The following is a 19,731-nucleotide window of genomic DNA, read 5'->3' on the forward strand; positions in this document are numbered from 1 at the left end:
AGCATGTTGACAGCAGTGCTTGTGCTCGGGGGCGCGGGACTGGTTCTGGGCACCGGCCTGGCCTTCGTGGCTGTGAAGATCGCCGTTCCGCCCGACGAGCGGGTGGCGGCGGTGCGGGAGCGGCTGCCCGGCGCCAACTGCGGCGCCTGCGGCTTTCCCGGCTGCGACGGCCTGGCTGCGGCCCTGGTGAAGGGCGAGGCGAAGCCCGACGCGTGCTCGGCGGGCGGCCCGTCCACGGCCGCGGCGGTGGCGGAGGTGCTGGGGCTGGAGGCCGACGCCGGCGAGCGGCTGGTGGTCCACGTCCACTGCGTGGGTAGCGACGCCAAAGCCCGGCGATCCTATCTGTACCAGGGCATCGACGACTGCCGCGCCGCGGCGCTCATGCCCGGCGGCGGACCGAAGGCCTGCTCCTTTGGCTGCGTCGGCCTGGGCACCTGTGCGAAGGTCTGCCCGTTCGACGCCCTGACCATGGACGAGGCGGCCGGCCTTCCGGTGGTGGACCGGGAGAAGTGCACCGGGTGCGGCATCTGCACGCAGGCGTGTCCCAAGGGCATCATGGCCCTGGTGCCGGTCTCGCAGGCCACCGTGGTCTCCTGCCGGAACCTGGACAAGGGTCCGCAGGTGCGCAAGGTCTGCAGCGCCGGGTGCATCGCCTGCGGCCTGTGCGTGCGCCAGTGCCCGCAGAAGACCATCTCGCTGGTGAACAACGTCGCCTACATCGATCCCGCCGGCTGCGACGGATGCGGGATCTGCGCGGAGAAGTGCCCGACCAAGTGCATCGTCCTCACGCATCCCCTGCCGGTGGTCGAGGCGGTGTAGGCCTTCCTTGGGGAGTGATGCGCCGTGCGGGGAAGGAGATGCGCGGTCACGGCCCGGCGGCGCCCGTTTCCGCCGGCACTGTGGCTGGCAGCCCGGCCGGCGTTGGCGGTACTGGCGGCCGCGGCGCTGCTGCTCGTGCTGTGGCAGGGCCGGACGGAGCGGGTGGAGCGCACGGCCCTGTTGATGGACACGCCGGTGCGGGTGGTGGTCTACGCCAGCCGGCGTGAGGCCGGGGCCGCGGCCGACGCGGCCATGGAACTCATCGCCCGGCTGGAATCGCTGTGGCACCCCGGGCGGGCCGACAGCGACGTGGCGCGGGTGAACGCCGCGGCCGGGTCCGGGCCTGTGGCCGTCGCGCCCGAGACCCTGGAGCTGGCGCAGATCGCCCTCCAGGTGGCCCGGGAGTCCGGGGGCGCCTTTGACCCGACCATCGGGCCGGTGTATGCTGCGTGGGGATTCGGCGAAGGTGGCCGGCTGCCGGGCGAGGAGGAACTGGCCGTCGCCCGGGCGCTGGTCGATTGGCGCGACCTGCACGTGGACCCGGAGGCCGGCACGCTCTTTCTCGCCAGGCCCGGGATGCAGGTCGAGTTCGGGGCGGTGGCCAAGGGGCTCGCCGCCCGCATGGCGCGGGATCGGCTTGCGGAGGCCGGCGTCCGGGCGGCGCTGGTGCAGCTGGGCGGCAGCATCGCGCTGCTGGGGGAGCGGCCGGAAGGCGGCCCGTGGCGCATCGCGGTTCAGCACCCCCGGGACCCGCAGGGCTTTCTGGCGACGCTCTCGCTGGAGGCGGGGTTCGCCGACACGGCGGGGGATTACCAGCGGTTCTTCGAGCTTGACGGCGTGCGCTACCACCACATCCTCGACCCCGCCACCGGGTACCCGGCGCCGGGGATGGCCAGCGTCACCGTGGTCGCCGCCCGGGGCGAGTTGGCCGACGCCTATGCGACCGCGGCGTTCGTGCTCGGGATGGAGGAGGGGTACCGCTTCCTCGTGGAACACGGCGTCGAGGGGCTCCTGGTCAGCGACGCCGGCGAGGTGCGGATGACCCCGGGCATGGCCGGCCTGGCGCAGCTCACGCCGGGGGAATGGTAGGGCCGCGGTTGCGGCGGCACGTGCGGGCTTCAGTCGCGACGGCACGTCCGCGTTGCGGTGGCGACGGTCCTTCCGAGTTGCGAGAACCCGTGCATCTTGCCGAGGAAACGGCGAGTGCTGCGGGTGTAAAATTCTTCCGGCCCCGGGGGAATGGCGTGAGCGCCCAGACCTGTCGGCTGCCGGGGGAGCGGCGTGAGCGCCCAGACCTGTGGGCTGCCGGGGGAGCGACGTGAGCGCCCAGACCTGTGGGCTGCCGGGGGAGCGGCGTGAGCGCCCAGACTTGTCGGCTGCCGGGGGAGCGGCGTGAGCGCCCAGACCTGTGGGCTGCCGGGGGAGCGGCGTGAGCGCCCAGACCTGTGGGCTGCCGGGGGAGCGACGTGAGCGCACAGACCTGTCCGAGCGGGGGGTGGCCGAGCTGAATGGGAGTAGAGGTATGGGGCGCGGTCGGATGCGCCGGTTCACCACGCGCCAGCTGACCCGGCTCGGGCTCCTCACGGCTGCAGGTCTGGCGCTCGCCCTGATCGAACGCCAGGTTCCGCCGCCGGCCCCGGTGCCTGGGGTCCGGTGGGGGCTGGCGAACGCGACCACACTGGCTGCCCTCGCCCTGGACGGGCCGGGGGCAGGCTTTGCTGTATGGGTCTCCCGTTTCGTCCTGACCCAGATCTTCGCCGGAACCTTTTTCGGCCCAGCCTTCTTCGTCGGCGGCGCGGGCGGGCTGCTGGCCTGGGCGTCGATGGTGCTGTTCTCCCGCAGCCGCCGCTTCGGGCCCGCCGGCGTCAGCGCAGCCGGTGCCGTCGCTCATCACGTGGGCCAGCTCGCCGCAGCCGCCGCCGTGACCGCCACCCCTGGCGTTCTGCTCCTGCTGCCGCCGCTTCTCCTCCTGGGCCCGCTCGTCGGAGTGCTGACGGGGATTCTCGTCGGGCTCCTCCTGCGCCGGCTGCGCACGGCCGGGGCGCTGGAGGCGCCGCTCCCCATGGTCGCAGGCGCATCGGGCAGTCTGGCTGCCGGGGAGCGCCGTCCTCTCCTCCTCCGGCCCGCCGACTTGGTGTTCTCCGGGGGTGTCGTGGCCCTTGCCCTGCTGCTCGTCGTGGGCCGTACCGGGGGGCCGGATGCGGGACGCGCACCCGCGCAGGCCGTGGTGACGGTGGCAGGCAACACCTGGCGGACGCTGGATCTGACGCAGGATGGCGTCTACCCCGTGGAACCCACGGGCGGGCACCTCGTCGTCGAGGTCGCCGGCGGCGCCGTGCGGGTGCGCGAGGCCGATTGTCCGGACCAGGTCTGCGTGCTCACAGGGTGGATCTCGCTGCCCGGCGACATGATCGTCTGCGTGCCGTATCGCGTGGTTGTCCAGGTGACCGGCGCCAGTGGGGGCGGCCCGGACGCGATCCTGAGATGAGTCCCGGGTCGGGCTGGGGGTGAAGCCGGGTTAAGCTGGGGTTCAGACTGGGGCCACGCTGGGACCGCGTTGAGGCCACACTGACGCCCTGAGGTCACGTTGCGGCCGAGGAGGGGTCAAGATGGGGTTAAGCCTGGACCACGCTGGGGGCGTGCTGAGCCATGCTCACGGCATGTTGGGGGCGTGCTGAGGCCACGCTCAGGGCATGCTGGGGGCGTGCTGAGGCCACGCTCAGGGCATGCTGGGGGCGTGCTGAGGCCACGCTCAGGCCATGTTGGGGAAACGGTGGGGCCGCGCGGAAGCCGATTTGGGGTCGAGATGCGGTTACGCCGGGGCGGTGGCCCGGCCTTTTCATCCCATGCCCGGTCCGGGCGGCCCGTGCGGGTTGCCAGTGCGCGGACGGCTAGGTAAGATGTGACCTGAACATTTCTTGTACCGAAGAGGAGAGACGTGGAGATGGCGCGGATCCCGTTCCGCGAGGTGATCGGAGCCGAGGTGGTCGAAGCCGGGCACGGCCGGAGCGTCGTGCGCATGCCCGCGAGTGATCACACGCAGAACAACCTGGGCATGGTGCACGGAGGCGCGCTGTGCACGCTGGCAGACGCGGCGCTGGGCACGGCGCTGCGCAGCGCCCTGCGGCCAGGCGACGCAGTCGCGACGATTGAAATGAAGATCAACTTCCTTGCGCCGGCGCGCGGCGATCTCCTGGCCCGAGCCCGGACCCTGCATGTAGGCGGGCTCACGGCGGTGGGAGAAGTGGACATCGAGGACATCCAGGGGACGCTGGTTGCCAAGGCACTGGCCACTTTCTTCGTGAAGCGCGGCGCCGCGGAGCCCCGCCCGGGGGCGCGCACCGCGATGATCCCCGAGGTGGACGGGCCGGAGCCGGAGGCATAGCACGCGACAGCGGCGTCAAACCGCCCGCTTCCCGAGGACCGCTGCCCGGTATTTTCCAGCGTGGCGGCGCAGCGCCTGGTAGACGTACCGCTGTTCATCCGGAATCGGGCGCAGCGGCACCCCCGCCGAATGGAGCAGTTCCGCCAGGCGCTCGAAGCTGAGGTCCTCCGGGAACACCTCGATCAGCGTGATGCCGGCTTCCCGGCTCAACTGGCGTTTCAGTTCGTCCCGGCGCTGCTGGGCGCGCAGTTGCGCCTCGTCGGGGAAGCGGTGCGTGAGGCGGGTGTGCTGGGGCCCCTGAAACTCCAGCGCCACGTGGTACTTGGGCAAGAACAGGTCGAACTGCATACGTCCGCCGGTCTCGGGGTTGTCCAGGCAGCTGGCGGCCCCGTTTTCGATCACGACCGCGCCGGTGAGCATCTCCACCTTGCGCGCGAACAGGAACTGTCCCCACGAGTAGGCCTTCCACTGCTCGACCAGCGACTTGCTCTTTTCGAACCTTTCCAGCGCAGCCAACCGCCGTTCTTCCGCCGGGTTTCCGGAGGTGTAGTCGAAGGCCTTTCGCCTGCCCACCCTGCAGACCGTTCCGGAGAGGTAGCCTTTGCTTCGGAGGAGGCGCAGGTACTTGGTCAGGCTGTTGTGGGAGTACCCGGTGTGCTTCATCAGCATCCGATAGCTGAACCGGCGGCCCAGCCGGCGGATGACGCCCCACACCCACCTGGCGGCGTGCGGCAGCGTGTGATCCAGCAGGAGATCGTCGACCAGGACGATGTACCTGGACGACCGGGGCCAGAGGGGTTGCACCTGCACGGAGCGGCCGGTGCGGGTGTACCGCAGCCAAAGCCGGTTCGCCAGCGCGTCGAGGTGCCGAAGCACGCTGCGCTGGCTGAGCCCTGTCCCCCGGCGGAGTTCCGCAAAGGTGAACTTCCGCTGCGTGTCGCGGAGCATCCAAAGGTAGCACCAGAGGTAGCGGGCTCCTTCCGTCAGGCTGCGGTCTTTCCACAGGAGGTCCGGAACGCGCACTTCCAGCGGCTTTGTCTGAAGCAGGCGGTTGTTCGACGGCGCCTCCATGATCACCCCTCCCGAATCTGGAATTCGCCACCGAACACCTATTCTCCTCCTGTTCTGGGAGGATTTTCTATTCTGTTCGGGTTGCCGCCCCGGCTGTCCCCGGGCAAACGCGCAAGTCGTTGGAGACTCAGGCTTTGAGAGGCCGTTCAGGAATGTGGGGCGGGCTGGACGGGAGGTGAACTCGGCGAAAAGGCCAGTCACTGGATGCCACGGGAGGGTATGTTCGGCCGAGGACCTGCCCCGAGGGAGGTCTTGCGGGGTTATTTCCAACGACTTGCGAGTTTGGCCGCAGCTGCACCCGGCGGGGCGGAGGGAGACGAGCCGGGTCTCCTTCCTGGGGGCCCTCACCATCCGCCCTCGCTGCAGGCTTGGCGACACCTTTCGGGATACATCGCCTGTCTGCGCAGCGGACCAGCGGGATCTGGTGAGGCCTTGTCGCCTGTCTGCGCGGTGGACCAGCGTGATCTGGCGAGGCCTTTTCGCCTGTCTGTGCAACGAAACTGCGGTGAGCTGACGAAGCCTTTCAGATCTTCTTGACTGTCGGTGCAGTGGACCTGCGCTGGATCTGGCGAGGCCTTTCCTGCCAGTTCATCTGCCTGTGCATCGGACCTGCGGTGAATTGGCCGCCGAGGTTCGCAGGCCTGCACGGGAAAGCAGGCCCTGAGCCGGCATGTGATTGTGGTGGGGAGGATGTGGTCGACGGCGGATGACGGCCGCATCCACGCGCAGCCGGCAGCGACATCGTCAGCGGAGGCGTGGCATCGCTGGTCAACGCGGGGCCGCCATCCCCCGAGGGGTCCCTGGCGCTCCCGACGCATTGCAGGCTCAGGAGAGATCCCTGGCGTTTTCGACGCACTGCAAGCCCCGGAGGCATCCCTGGCGCTCTTGACGCACCGCAGGCCCCGGAGGGTCCCTGGTGCTCTCGATGCACCGGAGGCTCCGGAGGGATCCCTGGTGCTCTCGACGCATCGCAGACTCCGGAGGGATCCCTGGTGCTCTCGACGCATCGCAGACTCCGGAGGCATCCCTGGCGCTCTCGACGCACCGCAGGCCCCGGAGGGGTCCCTGGTGCTCTCGATCACGCATCACAGGCCCCGGAGGGCGCTCCCGACGCATTGCAGGCCCGGAACTCGCAATCCTTTGGAGACTGGTCCCCTGCAGGCGGTCTCCGGCCGTCCCCAGCGGCGGCGCAGGATCATTTTGAGGCAACTGAGCGGGCCAGCCGCCGCTTGTCGGTGGATACAGCGCCCTCAGAGGCTTCGGTATCAAGGGGAGGGCGCGGGAAGGGCCCTTTCTCCGCGCCTGTCTCCAACGGATTGCGCGTTTTGTCCCGACGGGCGGGCGGGGATCTGCCAGCCCCGCGTCGAAAGCCCCGCGGACTAGCCCCCGCGCGGCAACCTCCGTTCCCCAAGGGACGCGCGGCGTGCAGCCCCCCCACGGGCGGCGCGCCGATGCCCGTGCGAAACCCCCGACCGGAGCCTTCCGGTCGGGGGTCGGTACGCCTACAGATACTCCGCAAACCACTCGGCGATCATCTTCAGCCTGTGGACCCGGTGCCAGGGCTTCCCCGTGCGGCTCATCCCGTGCGACTCCCCGGGGTACCGCACGAACTTCACCGGCTTCCGCTGGTACTTCAGCGCCGCATACAGCTGTTCCGCCTGGTCGATGGGGCAGCGCATGTCGTCTTCCTGATGCTCGATCAGCAGCGGGGTGTTGATGCGTGAGGCGTGGACGAGGGGCGACTGCTTCAGGAACGGCCCCAGGTTGTCCACCTCCCACCAGTTCTCCACGCCGAACTGTCGCAGCCGGTCGTAACCCAGGTCCGACGTGCCCATGGCGGACCAGCGGTTGACGACGGAGCGCATCGTCACGGCGGCCCGGAACCGGTCGGTGTGGCTGACGATCCAGTTGACCATGAAGCCCCCGTACGAACCGCCGGCGACGCCAAGCCGGTCGCCGTCCACATACGGGTAGCGTTCCACCGCCGCCTCGATGGCGGCCATGACATCCGCGTAGTCCCGGTTCCCCCAGTCAGCCCGGATCGCCCGGCAGAAGTCGTGTCCGTATCCCTGCGACCCCCGTGGGTTGGCGTAGACCACGGCGTACCCCTGCGCGGCCAGCCAGTGAAACTCGAAGAAGAAGTTCGCGCCGTACATGGACATGGGTCCGCCGTGGATCTCCAGCACCGCGGGGTACTTTTTCCCATCCTCCCGGCCCACGGGGGGCAGGATCCAGGCGTCCACGACGGGCTCACCTTTGCCTGCGGTGACCTGGAAACGCTCGGGGACCGTCAGCTCCAACTCCCCGAGCAGCGCATCGTTGTGCGCCGTCAGCCGCACCTCCCGCACGCCGCCGCCCCGCAGCACCGTGCCCGCCGACGGCACGGGCGGAGAAGGGTCCGGTTCGTCCAGCCGCGCCAGGTAGATGTCGCCCGGCGAACGGGGAGTGGCGAAGGCCAGGGCGGCCCGGCGGCAGTCAGGCGTGAGCGAGAAGGCGTGGATGACCCGGTCGCCCCCGGTGACGGGTACGACGGCGCCCGTCGTCACGCCGACCCGCACCAGATGCACCTGCCCGGCGTCGGAGACGAGGCCGTAGATCCACCTCCCGTCGGGAGACCAGTAGAGCCGTCCGCCGGTGGGCGCGACGAGGTCCTGGGACGCCTCGTTCCGGAAGGGGCGGTCCAGCTGGGCCGCGAGCCGGCGGATTTCGCCCGTGGTCCGATCCAGCACGTAGAGGCCGGTCAGGCCGTAGCCGGACTCTTCCGGGTCGCTGGCGAGAAAGGCGACCAACCGGCCGTCGGGGGAGGCGACGGGGCCGCTGCAGGTGAGGCTCCCGTCCCCCGGAGTGAGTCGCACGGGTTCGAATGATCCCGGGGAGCGGCGTTCAGGAGCGCTGTCGTCCGGCGTGGCCAGGGCCGGGTCGACAGCACCCGGGGAGCGGCGTTCGGGCTCGCCGTCTTCCGGCGTGGCCAGGGCCGGGTCGACAGCACCCGGGGAGCGGCGTTCGGGTGCGCCGTCGTCCGGCGTGGCCAGGGCGGGGTCGACAGCACCCGGGGAGCGGCGTTCGGGTGCGCCGTCTTCCGACGTGGCCAGGGCTCGGTCGACGGCGCCAGGGGAGGGGCGTTCGGGCTCGCCGTCTCCCGAAACGCCCCCGGGCTCGCCTCCGGGAAGGGGAAGGTACCACAGATCGACGTGGCCCGGATACCAGTCCCGGTCCGCCCGTCGGTTGGCGGCGAAGAGCAGCCCGCGGCCGTCGGGGGTCCAGCTCACATCCAGGTGGTTGAAGTCGCCGGAGGTGAGCTGCCTGAGCCCGCCGCCGTGGATGTCCACCACGCAGATGTGCTTGCGCTCGTCGGTGTAGAAGCCCACGCCGTCCATCTTGTAGTGAAGCCGCGTGATCACCTTCACGTCCCTGGTGAACTTCCGGAACAGATCCTGCTCCTCCGCATCCTCACCCTCCGGCTGCAGCCCCGCCTCCGTCAGGTTGGCCGTGAAGGCGATGGTGCGCCCGTCGGGGCTCCAGACGGGGTTCTGCACCCCGCCTCTGATCCGGGTGAGCTGCCGGGCCTCGCCGCCGTCCATGGACAGCAGCCAGAGCTGGTTGGAGCCGCTGCGGTTGGAGATGAAGGCCAGGTGCCGTCCGTCGGGGGACCAGCGGGGCTGCGTGTCCTTCGGCCCGGCCGTGAAGCGGACCGGATCCGCCCCCTCCCGGGCCACCCAGATGGCGGAGGTATACTCATTCTTCGTCTTGTCAATCTCCTGAAGCACATAGGCCACGCGGGTGCCGTCGGGTGAAATCTGGCAGTCCCCGGCCAGTTTGATGGCGAGCAAGTCTTCGGCCTGGAGCTTGCGGCGGCTGGTCACAGACACTCCCCTCCCAATGGTTCGTTTCGCTAACAATTGGGCGGTCCGCGACGGGATTCCTGCCAGCATGAAACGGGACAGGCCGATGCATCCGTCTGTCTTGGTGAAAGGCCGGCTGAGGCAGGTGCCGGGCAACCGCGTGGCGTAAACCTTCGTCAAACTGAGGATTTGATCCACGCGAAGGGAGACGCCTCCATGTCGCAGTTCGATAGGGCAGCCCTGCCAGCCGATCGAGCGGCCGCGATCGACCAGTTGATGCGGGAGTACGGCACGAAGGTACTCCATCTTGCCTATTCCTACCTGAAAGACCGGCATCTCGCCGAGGACGTGGCCCAGGAGGTCTTCATCAAGGCCTACCGCAACTGGGAGTCGTTCCGGGGCGAGAGCTCGGCTTATACCTGGCTGTACCGCATCACGGTCAACCTGTGCCGCGACAAGGCCCGGAGCGCGTGGTGGCGGCGGCTGCTGCCGACGGACGACCCCCGGGCGGCGGGAACGCCCGTCGAGCCGGAGAGCACGGGTGAGGATCCCGAGGAGGCGGTCGTCCTCAGCGATCAGCGGGAACGGCTGATGAGCTACGTGATGCAGCTTTCCGCCGCATACCGGGAAGTCATTATCCTGTACTACTACCACGACCTCACTACGGTGGAGATCGCCGAGGTGACGGGCCAGAACGAGAACACCGTCAAGACCCGGCTCTTCCGAGCCCGGGCGATGCTGAAAGAGATGCTGCAGAAAGGGGGTGTGGCCCGGTGAGCGACATCGACAAGGAACTGCGGCAGGTGATCAAGGACGAGTTCGACCGGTCGCTCGCAGGCTGGACCTTCACCCCGGCCATGCGCAAGGCCGTGCTGGAGCGCATTGCCAGCGAAGGCGAGCCCGAGGCCACTCCTGTTTCCTCCCCGCTGAAAGGCCTCAGGCCGGCCTACTGGTTCGCCGCCGCGGCCGCGGCCTTCGTGCTGGCCGTCAACCTCTGGCCGCGAATGGCAACCGAGGAGCCGCTGACGACCGGTTCGGGAGCGGGTGTGGCCTCCGTTGCTGTGCCCGAGGAGGCGGACAGCGACTCGGCTGCGGCAGCCGGCGGCGGGGAATCCGCCGGGCCGTTCCGCACCATGACCGCCCCGCCTCAGGGGAGGCTCGACGCGCTGCCCGAAGTTGGCGAAGCGAACCTGACGGCGGCCGGCGCCCCCGAAGGCGAAGCCCAGGTGGCTGCCAGCGCCGCCCCGGGAGACGAAATTCAGGCAGCCGCTGCGTCCTCGAAGGGCGAAGCCCGCGGGACCGTCACGTCCGCCCTCAAGGTGAGCCTGCGGGCCGAGGATCTTCCGGCCCTGACGGACAAGAGCCGGGGCACCTGGCACGTATACCTCAACTTGGAGGACAAGAGCGTCGCGCTTTCGGGACAGATCCCGCCTGCGCAGGACAGTTCCGTGGGGGCGATGGAGGCGGCGTCTCCTGCGCCGCTGCATGTGCAGCCTTTGCCCGACGGCGGCGTGGTGGTCTACGGCCGCAGCTCGGTTCAGGTCGTGGACGCGCACGGGAACCCGGTGTCCGAGACGCCCATCGACCAGCCGCCGGCCGCGGTCGTCTACGGGCCGGCAGGGGAGTCGGCGGTGGTCACCCCCGATGCCGTGCTCCGCTTCACGGCGGAGGGACGCCCGGCAGGCGCGCTCCGGGTGGCCACGGTTCCGGAGCTGGTCGCGGTGAACGGTGACCGCACGGCGGTCGCGGACCCCGGCGGCATTCGGGTGTACGATGCGGATGTGCCGGTGCTCACCCTGTCCGGGCTGCGCCCCTCTGCGCTGGCGCTGGCGCCCGACGGCACCCTCGGCCTCCTCACAGGCTCTCCGCGGGAACCTCGGCTGATGCTTTACGACGCCGGCGGGCAGCTCCTGCTGGATCAGCCGGTGGCCCCGGACGGTGAGGCGTTCGGCTTCCTGGCTGATGGCCGGCAGGTGGCCGTGGGCAGCACGGTGTACGACCGCACCGGGCACCCCGTCTGGAGGTTCCCGGTCGCGCCTGCCTGGATGCGGACCCTCGCCGGCGGCCGCGGCGTGCTGGCCTGGAACCTGCAGCAGGCGGTCTGGGTGGAGCCGGACAGCGGGGCGCCGGTGTGGCTGGCGGAAGTGGTGGACGGAAGCATTCTGCTGGCCTCCGGTTCTGCCCGGGGTGACCTGACGGCGATCGTGGTCGCGGCTGCGGACGGTCCGGCGATGTGGGTGATTGACGAGTCCGGCCGGCAGCGTCACGCAGAGCGGCTGTCCGACTGGCCCGTGGACGTGGCCGTCTCCGACGACCGGCTGCTGCTCCTTACCGCCGAAGGGCTGAAGGTCCGGCCCCTGGCCCCCTGACCCCCTGACCTGCCCGCCGGAACCGGGGACTTGCCAAAGCCCCTCTCCTGGGGGAGAATAGAGTCGCAGTGTGCGAGTCTCCGGCGAGTAGGGGGGGTTCCGGTGAACTTCTGGCTGTGGGTCATCGGCTGGATCGTCGCCTCGGTCATCGTGATCTTCGCACTGTCGATCAACGGGAAGACCGAGCCGTCCGACGCCCCGGAGGGCGGCCACGGACACGGCCATCACTAAGACCGCAGACAGCAGCCCGCCGTAGCAGCCTCTGCCACGGCGGGCTTGCGTAACATCTCCGGCCGGATGGGAGGACAGGCGTTCCATGGAAGTAATCAAGATTACCCCGCGAGGGTATTGCCACGGCGTCGTCGGCGCCATACAGCTCGTCCGGCGCGTGGCCCGGGACCCGGATGTCCCCCGGCCCATATACGTCCTGGGGCAGATCGTGCACAACCGCCACGTGGTGGAGGAGATGGACCGGCTCGGCGTGATCACGCTGGACGGCGACGATCGGCTCAGCCTGCTGGAGCAGATCGAATCCGGGACCGTCATCTTCACCGCCCACGGCGTGTCGCCCGCGGTCAAGATCCGGGCCCGCGAGAAGGGGCTCCACGTGGTCGATGCCACCTGCCCCGACGTGACCAGGACCCACGAGCTCATCGCCGAGCTGGTCAGCCGGGGGTACGAGGTCATTTATATCGGCAAGAAGGGGCACCCTGAGCCCGAGGGGGCGGTGGGGGTAGCCCCCGGCCACGTGCACCTGGTGGAGCGGGCGGAGGACCTGGATGCGCTGACGTTCAGCCCCGGGCAGAAGCTCGCGGTCACCAATCAGACGACGCTGTCGCAGTGGGATACCCGGGCGCTGATGGACCAGGTGAAGGCCCGGTGGCCGCAGACGGAGGTATACAACGAGATCTGCCTGGCCACGCAGCAGCGACAGGAGGCGGTGGCGAAGATGGCGCCGCAGGCCGACCTGGTGCTGGTGGTGGGCGACCGGCGTTCCAACAACTCCAACCGGCTGGTGCAGGTGGCCCAGGAACTGGCCGCCCGCGAGGCCCATCTGGTGGACAGCGTGGATGAGATCGATCCGGCCTGGCTGAAGGGGAAGCGGAAAGTCGCCGTCACCTCGGGCGCCTCGACCCCGACGCACATCACCCGGGCTGTGATTGAGTTCCTGGAGCAGTACAACGTCGAGGTGGAGGAGCGCTGAGGCCCTATGCGAACCGAAGGTGAGCTCCGCGCGCTGGTCAGCCTGCTCGGCGATGAGCAGGAGGCCGTCTTCCGGGCGGCCTGGGACGAGCTCCTGGGCGCGGGCGAGGCCGCCGTGCCCTTCCTGCAGGCCGTGTTCGACCACCCGGAGCCGCGCCTCAGGGGCCGGGCGCGCGCCCTGCTGGAAGAGCTGCGCGTCGCGGCGGTGGAAGAGCGGTGGCGCCGCTTCTCCCAGCAGGACGACGAGGCCCTCAGCCTGGAGGAGGGCTGCATGCTCCTGGCTGCGCTGGGCGGCGCCGAGGAGCGGGAGCGGTCTGTGGCCTCGTTCCTCGACGCCGTCGCCGGCACCGTGCGGGCGCACATGCCGGCGGTGGGGGGCCTGCGGGCGATGGGCGAGGTGCTCTTCGAGAACCTGCGGTTCCGGGCGGGCGATCTGACCAACCCCGAGCACCACTATCTCCCCAGCGTGCTGGAGCGGCGGCGGGGGGTGCCGATTGCGCTGGCGGCGGTGTACATCCTCGTCGGTCAGCGGGTGGGCCTGCCGGTCTACGGCGTGGCCATGCCCGATCACTTCCTCGCCCTGTACGCGGAGGCCGACCAGCCCGCCTACGTCGACTGCTTCAACCAGGGCCAGATCTACCGGTACGAGACGCTCACCCGGATCCTGGCCCGCCGGGGCGTGACCGCGCCCGAGCGGGTCCTGGCCCCGTGCAGCACCCGCGTGATCCTCTACCGGATGCTGAGCAACCTGGAACGGCTCTACACCGGGGTGGGCCAGGAGCGGCTGATCGGGCGGGTGCAGCGCTGGCGGGAACTCCTGGTCGTGAAGGGCAGACCGTGATGTTCGAGCGCCCCAGCGGACGGTCCGGAGGCCGGTCCCGCTGGGGTTCTGCGTGTCACGCTGGCGTGTCGGCGTGGGTATCCGCCCGGAATGCCCGGGCGTCTTAATAAGCAACGACCGCCGGTTGTTCGATCCGGCGGACCGGTGACGGGATTTCCAGAGGAATTCCGGGAAATATTAGGTAAAGAGGGGCGTGAGCCCGTGCTGAAAAATCTGTTCCGCAAGGTGATCGGCCTTCTGGTCCTCGCACTGTTTGCGGTCGCGCTGATCCAGTACTTCCGGCAGACGGCGGGCAACCCCTACGTGTGGTCTGCCCTGGGATCCGGCATGAGCATGCTGCTTCTGCTGGCTGCGGTGCTCGGCGTCGTCTGGTGGGCCGACAGGCGCACCCGCGTCCGCGGAGAGTAGAGGAGGGGGCAGATGGGCTACCAGATCGCACCGACCCGCGTCGCTGAGCTGCCCAACGGGCTGAAGGTGTACATCCGGGAGATGCGGCAGGCCCCCGTCGTGACCTCGATGGTCTGGTACGGCGTGGGCAGCCGGGATGAAGGGCCCGGGCAGACCGGCCTGTCGCACTTCCTGGAGCACATGATGTTCAAGGGCACGCCCCGCTTCCCGTACGGCGTGCTGGAAGAGGGCGTGAAGCGCCGCGGGGGCATGTGGAACGCTTTCACCTCGTATGACTACACCGCCTACTACGAGGTCCTGCCCGCGCAGCATCTGGCATTTGCCTTTGAGGTGGAGGCCGACCGCATGGTCGGCATGACCTTCGACCCCGACCTCACCGTGCGGGAGCGGGGCATCATCGTGAGCGAGCGGGAGGGCGCCGAGAACCATCCCTCCTTCTGGCTGAACGAGGCCTTCATGGCCGCGGCGTTTCAGGTGCTCCCGTACCGCCATGCCATCATCGGCAGTAAGGACGACATCCGCGCGACCACGGCCGAGGCCCTCGCTGCGCACTACCGGCGCTATTACCGGCCCAGCAACGCCTCGCTGGTGGTGGTGGGCGACGTGGATGCAGAGCAGGTGCTTCGCCTGGCCGAGCGCCACTTCGGCCCCCTGCCGGCCGGGGAACCCGTGGAGCGGCCCGCTCTGGCGGAGCCCGGTCAGGAAGCCGAACGGCGGCTGACCGTGCGGCGCCCGGGGCCCCACCCCATCCTGCAGGCGGGGTACCGCATCCCCGAGGCGGCACACGCCGACCAGCCGGCCCTGACGGTGCTGGCCGCGCTGCTCTCCGGCAGCAGTTCGGCCACCGGCGCGGCGATGGGCCGTTCCAGCCGGCTGCACCGCCGCCTCATCGACACGGGCCTGGCCGTGGCCGCCGGCGCCTACGTGCGGTCGCTGCAGTACGCGGGGCTCTTCATGCTTTCGGCCGCGCCCGCGCCCTCGGTTTCGCTGGCCGAGCTGGAGGAGGCGCTGTTCGGTGAGGTGGAGCGCCTCCGGGAGGGCGAGGTCAGCGAAGAGGAGTTTGTCAGGGCCAAGAAACAGCTGCGCGCGAGCTGGCTGTACACCCTGGAGTCCGCGATGAACCAGGCCGTCCTGCTGGGCAGCACGGCCCTCACCCGCGGCGTCGAACGGTTCGACCGCGCCCTCGAAGACCTGGAGGCGGTCACCCCGGCAGACGTGCTGCGTGCCGCCAGGACGTATCTGGACCCCCGCCGGCGCACCGTGGCCCACTTTGTGCCGGAGGACGGGGCGCCCGCCGGGCCGGAGCCAGCCCGGGCGCCGGCACCCACGGCCGGGCCCGCATCGCAGCCGCCGGCTTTACCGGACGCGGCGCAGGCTGCGGGCACCACGCCCGAGTACCAGAAGCCCGCCGACCGGCCGGTGCCCCGGCCCCAGGCCGGGTCTGCCCGCCCCGTGCTCGCCCCTGAGCGCGTCGTGCGGCGGCGGCTCTCCGGCGGCGCCGTGCTGCTGCTCCTTCCGGCCCCTGCGGTGCCCAGCGTCTTCGTGCGGGTGCAGATGGAGGCCGGGGCGGTGCACGAACCGCCGGAGAAGGCGGGGCTGGCCCAGTTGGTGGCCGGGCTGCTCACCCGCGGCACCGCCTCCTACACCGCGCAGGAGCTGGCCGTCATCACCGACGCCCAGGGGATGTCGCTCCGGGTCGACGCCGGACGGGAGACCGCCGTCGCCTCGCTGAAGTGCCTGCCGGAGGACCTGGCCCAGGGGCTGGGGCTGCTGGCCGAGGTCGTCTGCCGGCCTGCCTTCCCGGCCGACGAGATGGAGCGGCTGCGCACGCAGATGGTGGTCGCGTGGCGGCGGTCGGAGGACGATTCCCGGGCGGTGGCGGCCCGCCGGCTCATGGAGCGGATCTACCCCGAGGGACACCCCTTCCGGCACGCCATCGGCGGCACGGAGGCGACGCTGACCGGCCTGCAGGTGGATGACCTGAAGCGCTTCCACGAGACGCACTACGGGCCGGCGGACGCGGTGATCACCGTGGTCGGGGACGTTGACCCCGATGCCGTTACCGAAGCGCTGGAGGCGGCCTTCGCCGGCTGGCGGGGCGGGAAGGGCCGGGTGGCCATCCCGCCCGTGCCGCCGCCTGAGGGGGGCAGGGTGCACGTCCCCCTGGCGGGCAAGACCCAGACGGACATCGCCCTGGGCTGGCCGCTGGTGGACCGGAGTCACCCCGACTACCTGGCCCTGGACGTGCTGGCCACGCTCTTCGGCGGCAACGGCACGCCGGCGGTCAGCCGCCTGTTCCGTGACGTGCGGGAGCGCCACGGCCTCTCCTACTACCAGTACGCCCTGTTCGGCGGCACCAGCGGCCCGGGTTCCTGGTCCGCCCACCTGGGCGTGAATCCCGCCCGGCTGGAGTTCGCCCTGGAGACGGTGCTCGCCGAGCTGCGGCGGCTCTCGACCGAGCCTGTACCGCTGCCGGAGCTGGAGGCGCTGCAGGACTTCCTCAGCGGCTACCCGGCCGTGCAGCATGAGTCGCCGGAGCGCATCGCGGCGCGGCTGGCCGAGATCGAGCGCTTCGGTCTGGGCCTGGACTGGCTGGAACGCTACCCGCAGCAGGTGGCCGCCCTCACGCCGGAAGCGCTCCGGGAGGCGGCGGCCCGCCATCTGGTGCCCGAACGGCTGACGATCGTCACCGCCGGCCCGGCAGGATCTCCGGCGGACAGTTCGAAGTCGTAGAATGTGAGAAGCGCGGGGCCCGATGAGCCCCGGTAAAAAGGAGAGTTTGCGATGAGCCCGCTGATTCCGATTGTCATCGAGCAGACGAGCAGGGGCGAGCGTTCTTACGACATCTACTCCCGCCTGCTCAAGGACCGCATCATCTTCCTGGGTACCGCCATCGACGATCAGGTGGCCAACGCCGTCACGGCACAGCTCCTGTTCCTGGAGAGCGACGATCCCGACAAGGACATCAACATGTACATCAACTCCTCGGGCGGCATCACCAGCGCCGGCCTGGCGATCTACGACACCATGCAGCACATCAAGCCGAAGGTGAACACCTACGCCATCGGCATGGCCGCCTCCATGGCCGCGGTGCTGCTGGCCGGCGGGACGGGCACCCGGTACGCCCTGCCCCACGCCCGGATCCTCATCCACCAGCCGTGGGTGAAGGGCGGCATCGGGGGCCAGGTGACGGACATCGAGATCACGGCCAAGGAGCTGTTGCACACCAAGGAGAAGCTGGCGGAGATCATCGCCCGGCACTCCGGCCAGCCGCTGGAGAAGGTGAAGGAGGACTCGGAGCGCGACCGCTGGATGTCGGCGCAGGAGGCCAAGGAGTACGGCCTCGTCGACGTGGTCGTTCAGCCCCGGGAGCGCAAGAAGGCGTAACCGACCGGGGCGCGCGGAAGGGGGCCGCCGAAGCGGCCCCCTTCCGCGCGGCGGGGTGCGGCAGCATCAGCCGATAAAGCGGCGGTACAGGATCTCGACGGCGCGGCCGACGGCCAGCACGCCCTCGTTGTCCTCGATGCGCCGCTCGTCCTTGCAGTCTTTGGTCATCACGCAGAACACGAAGCCCCGGCCGCCCTTCCAGACCGCGCCGACCTCGTGGCGGCAGCCGGTGATGCTGCCGAACTTGGCGGCGATGATCGGGCCGGGCCCGTCGGGCAGCCGGTCGTACTGCGAGGCCCCCGGCAGGTAGCGGGCGGCGTAGGGGCTCTGCACCTGCTTCATCACCGCCAGCATGCGGTCGCAGGCCTCCGGGTTCAGCACCTCCCGGCGGACGATCATGTCCATGAGCCGGCCGAGCTGCGCCGGCACGGCCGAGTTGACCGGCTGGCCCGAGGGCGCGCCGAAGAACTTCCACCGGAGTCGCAGTCCCGTCAGGCCCAGCGCGTCCATCGCCCGGTTGACCGCTTCGATGCCCACGGCGTCGATGCACAGGTTCGAGGCCGTGTTGTCGCTGATGGTCATCATGAGCGTGGCCAGGTCCCGCAGCGGAAGCCGGATCCCCGGCGTCAGGTCCCGGAGCACGCCGCAGCCGGGCACCTTGTCCTCGGCCCGGAGTTCCCGCATCTCGTCCAGGTCCAGCCTCCCCTCGCCGGCCTGGCGCATCATCTCGTAGAAGATCGCCAGCTTGATCGTCGATGCGCTGGGGAACGATTCCTCGGCCGCCCCCACCTGGATGATCTCGTCCGTCTGCAGCGACCGGGCCCACACCCCCATCGTGCCGGAGAAACCTTCTACCAGCGCCGTCAGCGCACGGACCGGATCCGTCATGCCTTCGCCCACCTCCTCCAGGGTTCCGGCGTGCGACATTCGCCGCGGCCGCACGGAATTCCTATGCGCAGAGGGAGGGGGTCTCCCCCCTCCCCCGGTGCATGTGGCTCATTCATTCAGCGGCACGATGCGGATCGCGGCGGGCTCCAGGATGCAGTGCTCCTCGCATAGCCCGCAGCCTGTGCAGACCGCCGGGTCGACCGCAGGCCGCATAGCCCCCTCCAGAACCAGCGCCTCGCCCCGCAGCGGGCAGGCGTTGAAACAGCTGCGGCAGACGTCGCCGTGGTGGGCGAGGCAGCGCTCGGCGTCGATGACGGCCCTGCCCATCCGCACCGGCTCCCCGGGCTCCAGGCGGAGCGCCTGGGTGGGGCAGACGGCGGCGCAGGCAGGCTCTTCGTCGCCGCAGAGGTCACAGGCCGTCTCCCGGGGGACGATGTAGGGGGTGCCCATGGCGAGCCCGTGCTGCAGACCGCCCATCCGGACGGCCGAGCGCGGGCAGGCCTGAGCGCACTGGCCGCAGCGGAGGCAGAGCCCCAGGAAGAACGCCTCGGGCAGGGCCCCGGGCGGCCGGAGCAGGCGCTGCTGCGCAGGGGCCGCCAGCAGCGGCCGGGCCACACTGACCCCGGCCACCACCACGGCGCCGCCCAGCAGGCCCAGCGCCTGGCGCCGGTCGTACCCCGCGTTCCGGGCCGGCTCCTGCGGCTTCTGCACCGCCCACGCCGGGGTGAACCGGAGTGCGCCTTGCGGGCAGGCGTCGATGCAGCTGCCGCAATTGGCGCAGATCCATGGATCGGCCTGCGCCGGCCCTCTGCCCGAGACCGTCTCCAGGAGGGTCTCCCGGCCGTTCATGGGGCAGGCCTGGATGCACTTGCCGCACCGGTCGCAGGCGGCGCGGTCGTGGCCTACCCGCAGCAGGGCCCAGCGGCCCAGGATCGAATAGAAGGCTCCGGCCGGGCAGACCGAGCGGCACCAGCCCCGCCGCAGCACGAACAGGTCGAAGAGGAGGGCGGCGGCGACGATGGTGAGCTGCAGGCCGAGGCCGAACAGCAGGGAGCGCATGAGGGTGGCCTGGGGCGAGATCCACTCGAAGAGGGCCTGGCCCGTGAGGGCAGAGAGGAGCAGGAGGAGGAGGGCGGCGGCCCAGCGGCTCCAGCGGGGCCAGGCGGCGCGGCGGGCGTGCCAGCGGTTGGGCAGGAGCTTCCCGCCGATCCCGTCCAGCCACTCCAGCAGGCTGCCCAGGGGGCAGACCCAGGCGCAGAAGGCCCTGCCCAGCACCAGGTAGAGGAGGGCCACCAGCACGAGGCCGAGTGCGGCCGCCGCCGCCAGCCGCGCGCCCCCGGCTGCCAGCACCTGCGCCGCGGCGAAGGGGTCGGTCAGCGGTACGCCTAGGAAGCGGGAGCCGACGTAGGTGCCGCGGAACCAGGGGAAGCCGAGGAGCGGCAGCAGGAAGAGCGCCCAGAAGAGGGCCTGGGTGGCGAGGCGCAGCCTGCGCCACCCGATCTTCTTCACCATGGCCCT

General features: G+C 70.4%; 16 protein-coding genes. 12 read left to right on the forward strand and 4 right to left on the reverse strand.

What is annotated here, in order from left to right:
• Nucleotides 1-3: 3 nt before the first annotated feature.
• The 4 genes from ACZ5UM_RS09550 (at nucleotide 4) to ACZ5UM_RS09565 (ending at nucleotide 4,204) form a co-directional block, all read left to right on the forward strand.
• Nucleotides 4-819 carry an RnfABCDGE type electron transport complex subunit B gene (locus ACZ5UM_RS09550; RefSeq protein WP_464843760.1) on the forward strand — a complete coding sequence of 272 codons (816 nt, stop codon included), beginning with the start codon at nucleotides 4-6 and terminating at the stop codon, nucleotides 817-819.
• Between the two features lie 24 nt (nucleotides 820-843).
• Nucleotides 844-1,908 carry an FAD:protein FMN transferase gene (locus tag ACZ5UM_RS09555; protein WP_464843761.1) on the forward strand — a complete coding sequence of 355 codons (1,065 nt, stop codon included), beginning with the start codon at nucleotides 844-846 and terminating at the stop codon, nucleotides 1,906-1,908.
• A gap of 433 nt (nucleotides 1,909-2,341) precedes the next feature.
• Nucleotides 2,342-3,307 carry a Gx transporter family protein gene (locus tag ACZ5UM_RS09560; protein WP_464843762.1) on the forward strand — a complete coding sequence of 322 codons (966 nt, stop codon included), beginning with the start codon at nucleotides 2,342-2,344 and terminating at the stop codon, nucleotides 3,305-3,307.
• A 456-nt stretch (nucleotides 3,308-3,763) separates the two neighbouring features.
• Nucleotides 3,764-4,204 (forward strand): PaaI family thioesterase, encoded by a 441-nt coding sequence (locus ACZ5UM_RS09565; RefSeq protein ID WP_464843764.1) that lies wholly within the window; start codon nucleotides 3,764-3,766, stop codon nucleotides 4,202-4,204.
• 15 nt (nucleotides 4,205-4,219) lie between these two features.
• Here ACZ5UM_RS09565 and ACZ5UM_RS09570 read toward each other — a convergent pair whose 3' ends face one another.
• Entirely contained in the window at nucleotides 4,220-5,275 is a 1,056-nt protein-coding gene (locus tag ACZ5UM_RS09570) for a hypothetical protein (protein ID WP_464843765.1), read from the reverse strand.
• Nucleotides 5,276-6,777: 1,502 nt separating this feature from the next.
• Nucleotides 6,778-9,138, reverse strand: coding sequence for a S9 family peptidase (locus ACZ5UM_RS09575; RefSeq protein ID WP_464843767.1), 2,361 nt, complete (start codon nucleotides 9,136-9,138; stop codon nucleotides 6,778-6,780).
• Between the two features lie 195 nt (nucleotides 9,139-9,333).
• Between ACZ5UM_RS09575 and ACZ5UM_RS09580 the strand changes: the two genes are divergently transcribed.
• The 8 genes from ACZ5UM_RS09580 to ACZ5UM_RS09615 all read left to right on the forward strand — a co-directional run bounded on the left by ACZ5UM_RS09580 (nucleotide 9,334) and on the right by ACZ5UM_RS09615 (nucleotide 17,325).
• On the forward strand, nucleotides 9,334-9,894 hold the full coding sequence (locus ACZ5UM_RS09580) for a sigma-70 family RNA polymerase sigma factor (RefSeq protein WP_464843768.1): 561 nt from the start codon (nucleotides 9,334-9,336) through the stop codon (nucleotides 9,892-9,894).
• The gene (locus tag ACZ5UM_RS09585) at nucleotides 9,891-11,486 is read left to right on the forward strand and encodes a WD40 repeat domain-containing protein (protein WP_464843769.1); all 1,596 of its coding nucleotides are present in this window, start codon (nucleotides 9,891-9,893) and stop codon (nucleotides 11,484-11,486) included. Before ACZ5UM_RS09580 ends, ACZ5UM_RS09585 begins: the two co-directional genes overlap by 4 nt.
• 102 nt (nucleotides 11,487-11,588) lie before the next feature.
• Complete coding sequence (locus ACZ5UM_RS09590) at nucleotides 11,589-11,717, forward strand: hypothetical protein (protein WP_464843770.1); 129 nt, start codon at nucleotides 11,589-11,591, stop codon at nucleotides 11,715-11,717.
• 85 nt (nucleotides 11,718-11,802) lie between these two features.
• On the forward strand, nucleotides 11,803-12,690 hold the full coding sequence (locus ACZ5UM_RS09595) for a 4-hydroxy-3-methylbut-2-enyl diphosphate reductase (RefSeq protein WP_464843771.1): 888 nt from the start codon (nucleotides 11,803-11,805) through the stop codon (nucleotides 12,688-12,690).
• Nucleotides 12,691-12,696: 6 nt separating this feature from the next.
• Complete coding sequence (locus ACZ5UM_RS09600) at nucleotides 12,697-13,530, forward strand: transglutaminase-like domain-containing protein (protein WP_464843772.1); 834 nt, start codon at nucleotides 12,697-12,699, stop codon at nucleotides 13,528-13,530.
• Between the two features lie 201 nt (nucleotides 13,531-13,731).
• On the forward strand, nucleotides 13,732-13,938 hold the full coding sequence (locus ACZ5UM_RS09605; protein ID WP_464843773.1) for a hypothetical protein: 207 nt from the start codon (nucleotides 13,732-13,734) through the stop codon (nucleotides 13,936-13,938).
• A gap of 12 nt (nucleotides 13,939-13,950) precedes the next feature.
• Nucleotides 13,951-16,671, forward strand: a complete 2,721-nt coding sequence (locus tag ACZ5UM_RS09610; protein WP_464843775.1) for a M16 family metallopeptidase — start codon at nucleotides 13,951-13,953, stop codon at nucleotides 16,669-16,671.
• Nucleotides 16,672-16,722: 51 nt separating this feature from the next.
• Complete coding sequence (locus ACZ5UM_RS09615) at nucleotides 16,723-17,325, forward strand: ATP-dependent Clp protease proteolytic subunit (protein ID WP_464843776.1); 603 nt, start codon at nucleotides 16,723-16,725, stop codon at nucleotides 17,323-17,325.
• Nucleotides 17,326-17,391: 66 nt separating this feature from the next.
• On the opposite strand, the gene ACZ5UM_RS09620 is transcribed toward ACZ5UM_RS09615, so the two are convergent.
• Together ACZ5UM_RS09620 and ACZ5UM_RS09625 are read right to left on the reverse strand one after the other, a co-directional pair.
• Nucleotides 17,392-18,213 (reverse strand): serine hydrolase, encoded by an 822-nt coding sequence (locus ACZ5UM_RS09620; protein ID WP_464843777.1) that lies wholly within the window; start codon nucleotides 18,211-18,213, stop codon nucleotides 17,392-17,394.
• A 108-nt stretch (nucleotides 18,214-18,321) separates the two neighbouring features.
• Complete coding sequence (locus tag ACZ5UM_RS09625; RefSeq protein ID WP_464848335.1) at nucleotides 18,322-19,725, reverse strand: 4Fe-4S dicluster domain-containing protein; 1,404 nt, start codon at nucleotides 19,723-19,725, stop codon at nucleotides 18,322-18,324.
• Nucleotides 19,726-19,731 lie beyond the last annotated feature (6 nt).

This window comes from Symbiobacterium ostreiconchae (genome assembly GCF_055396975.1).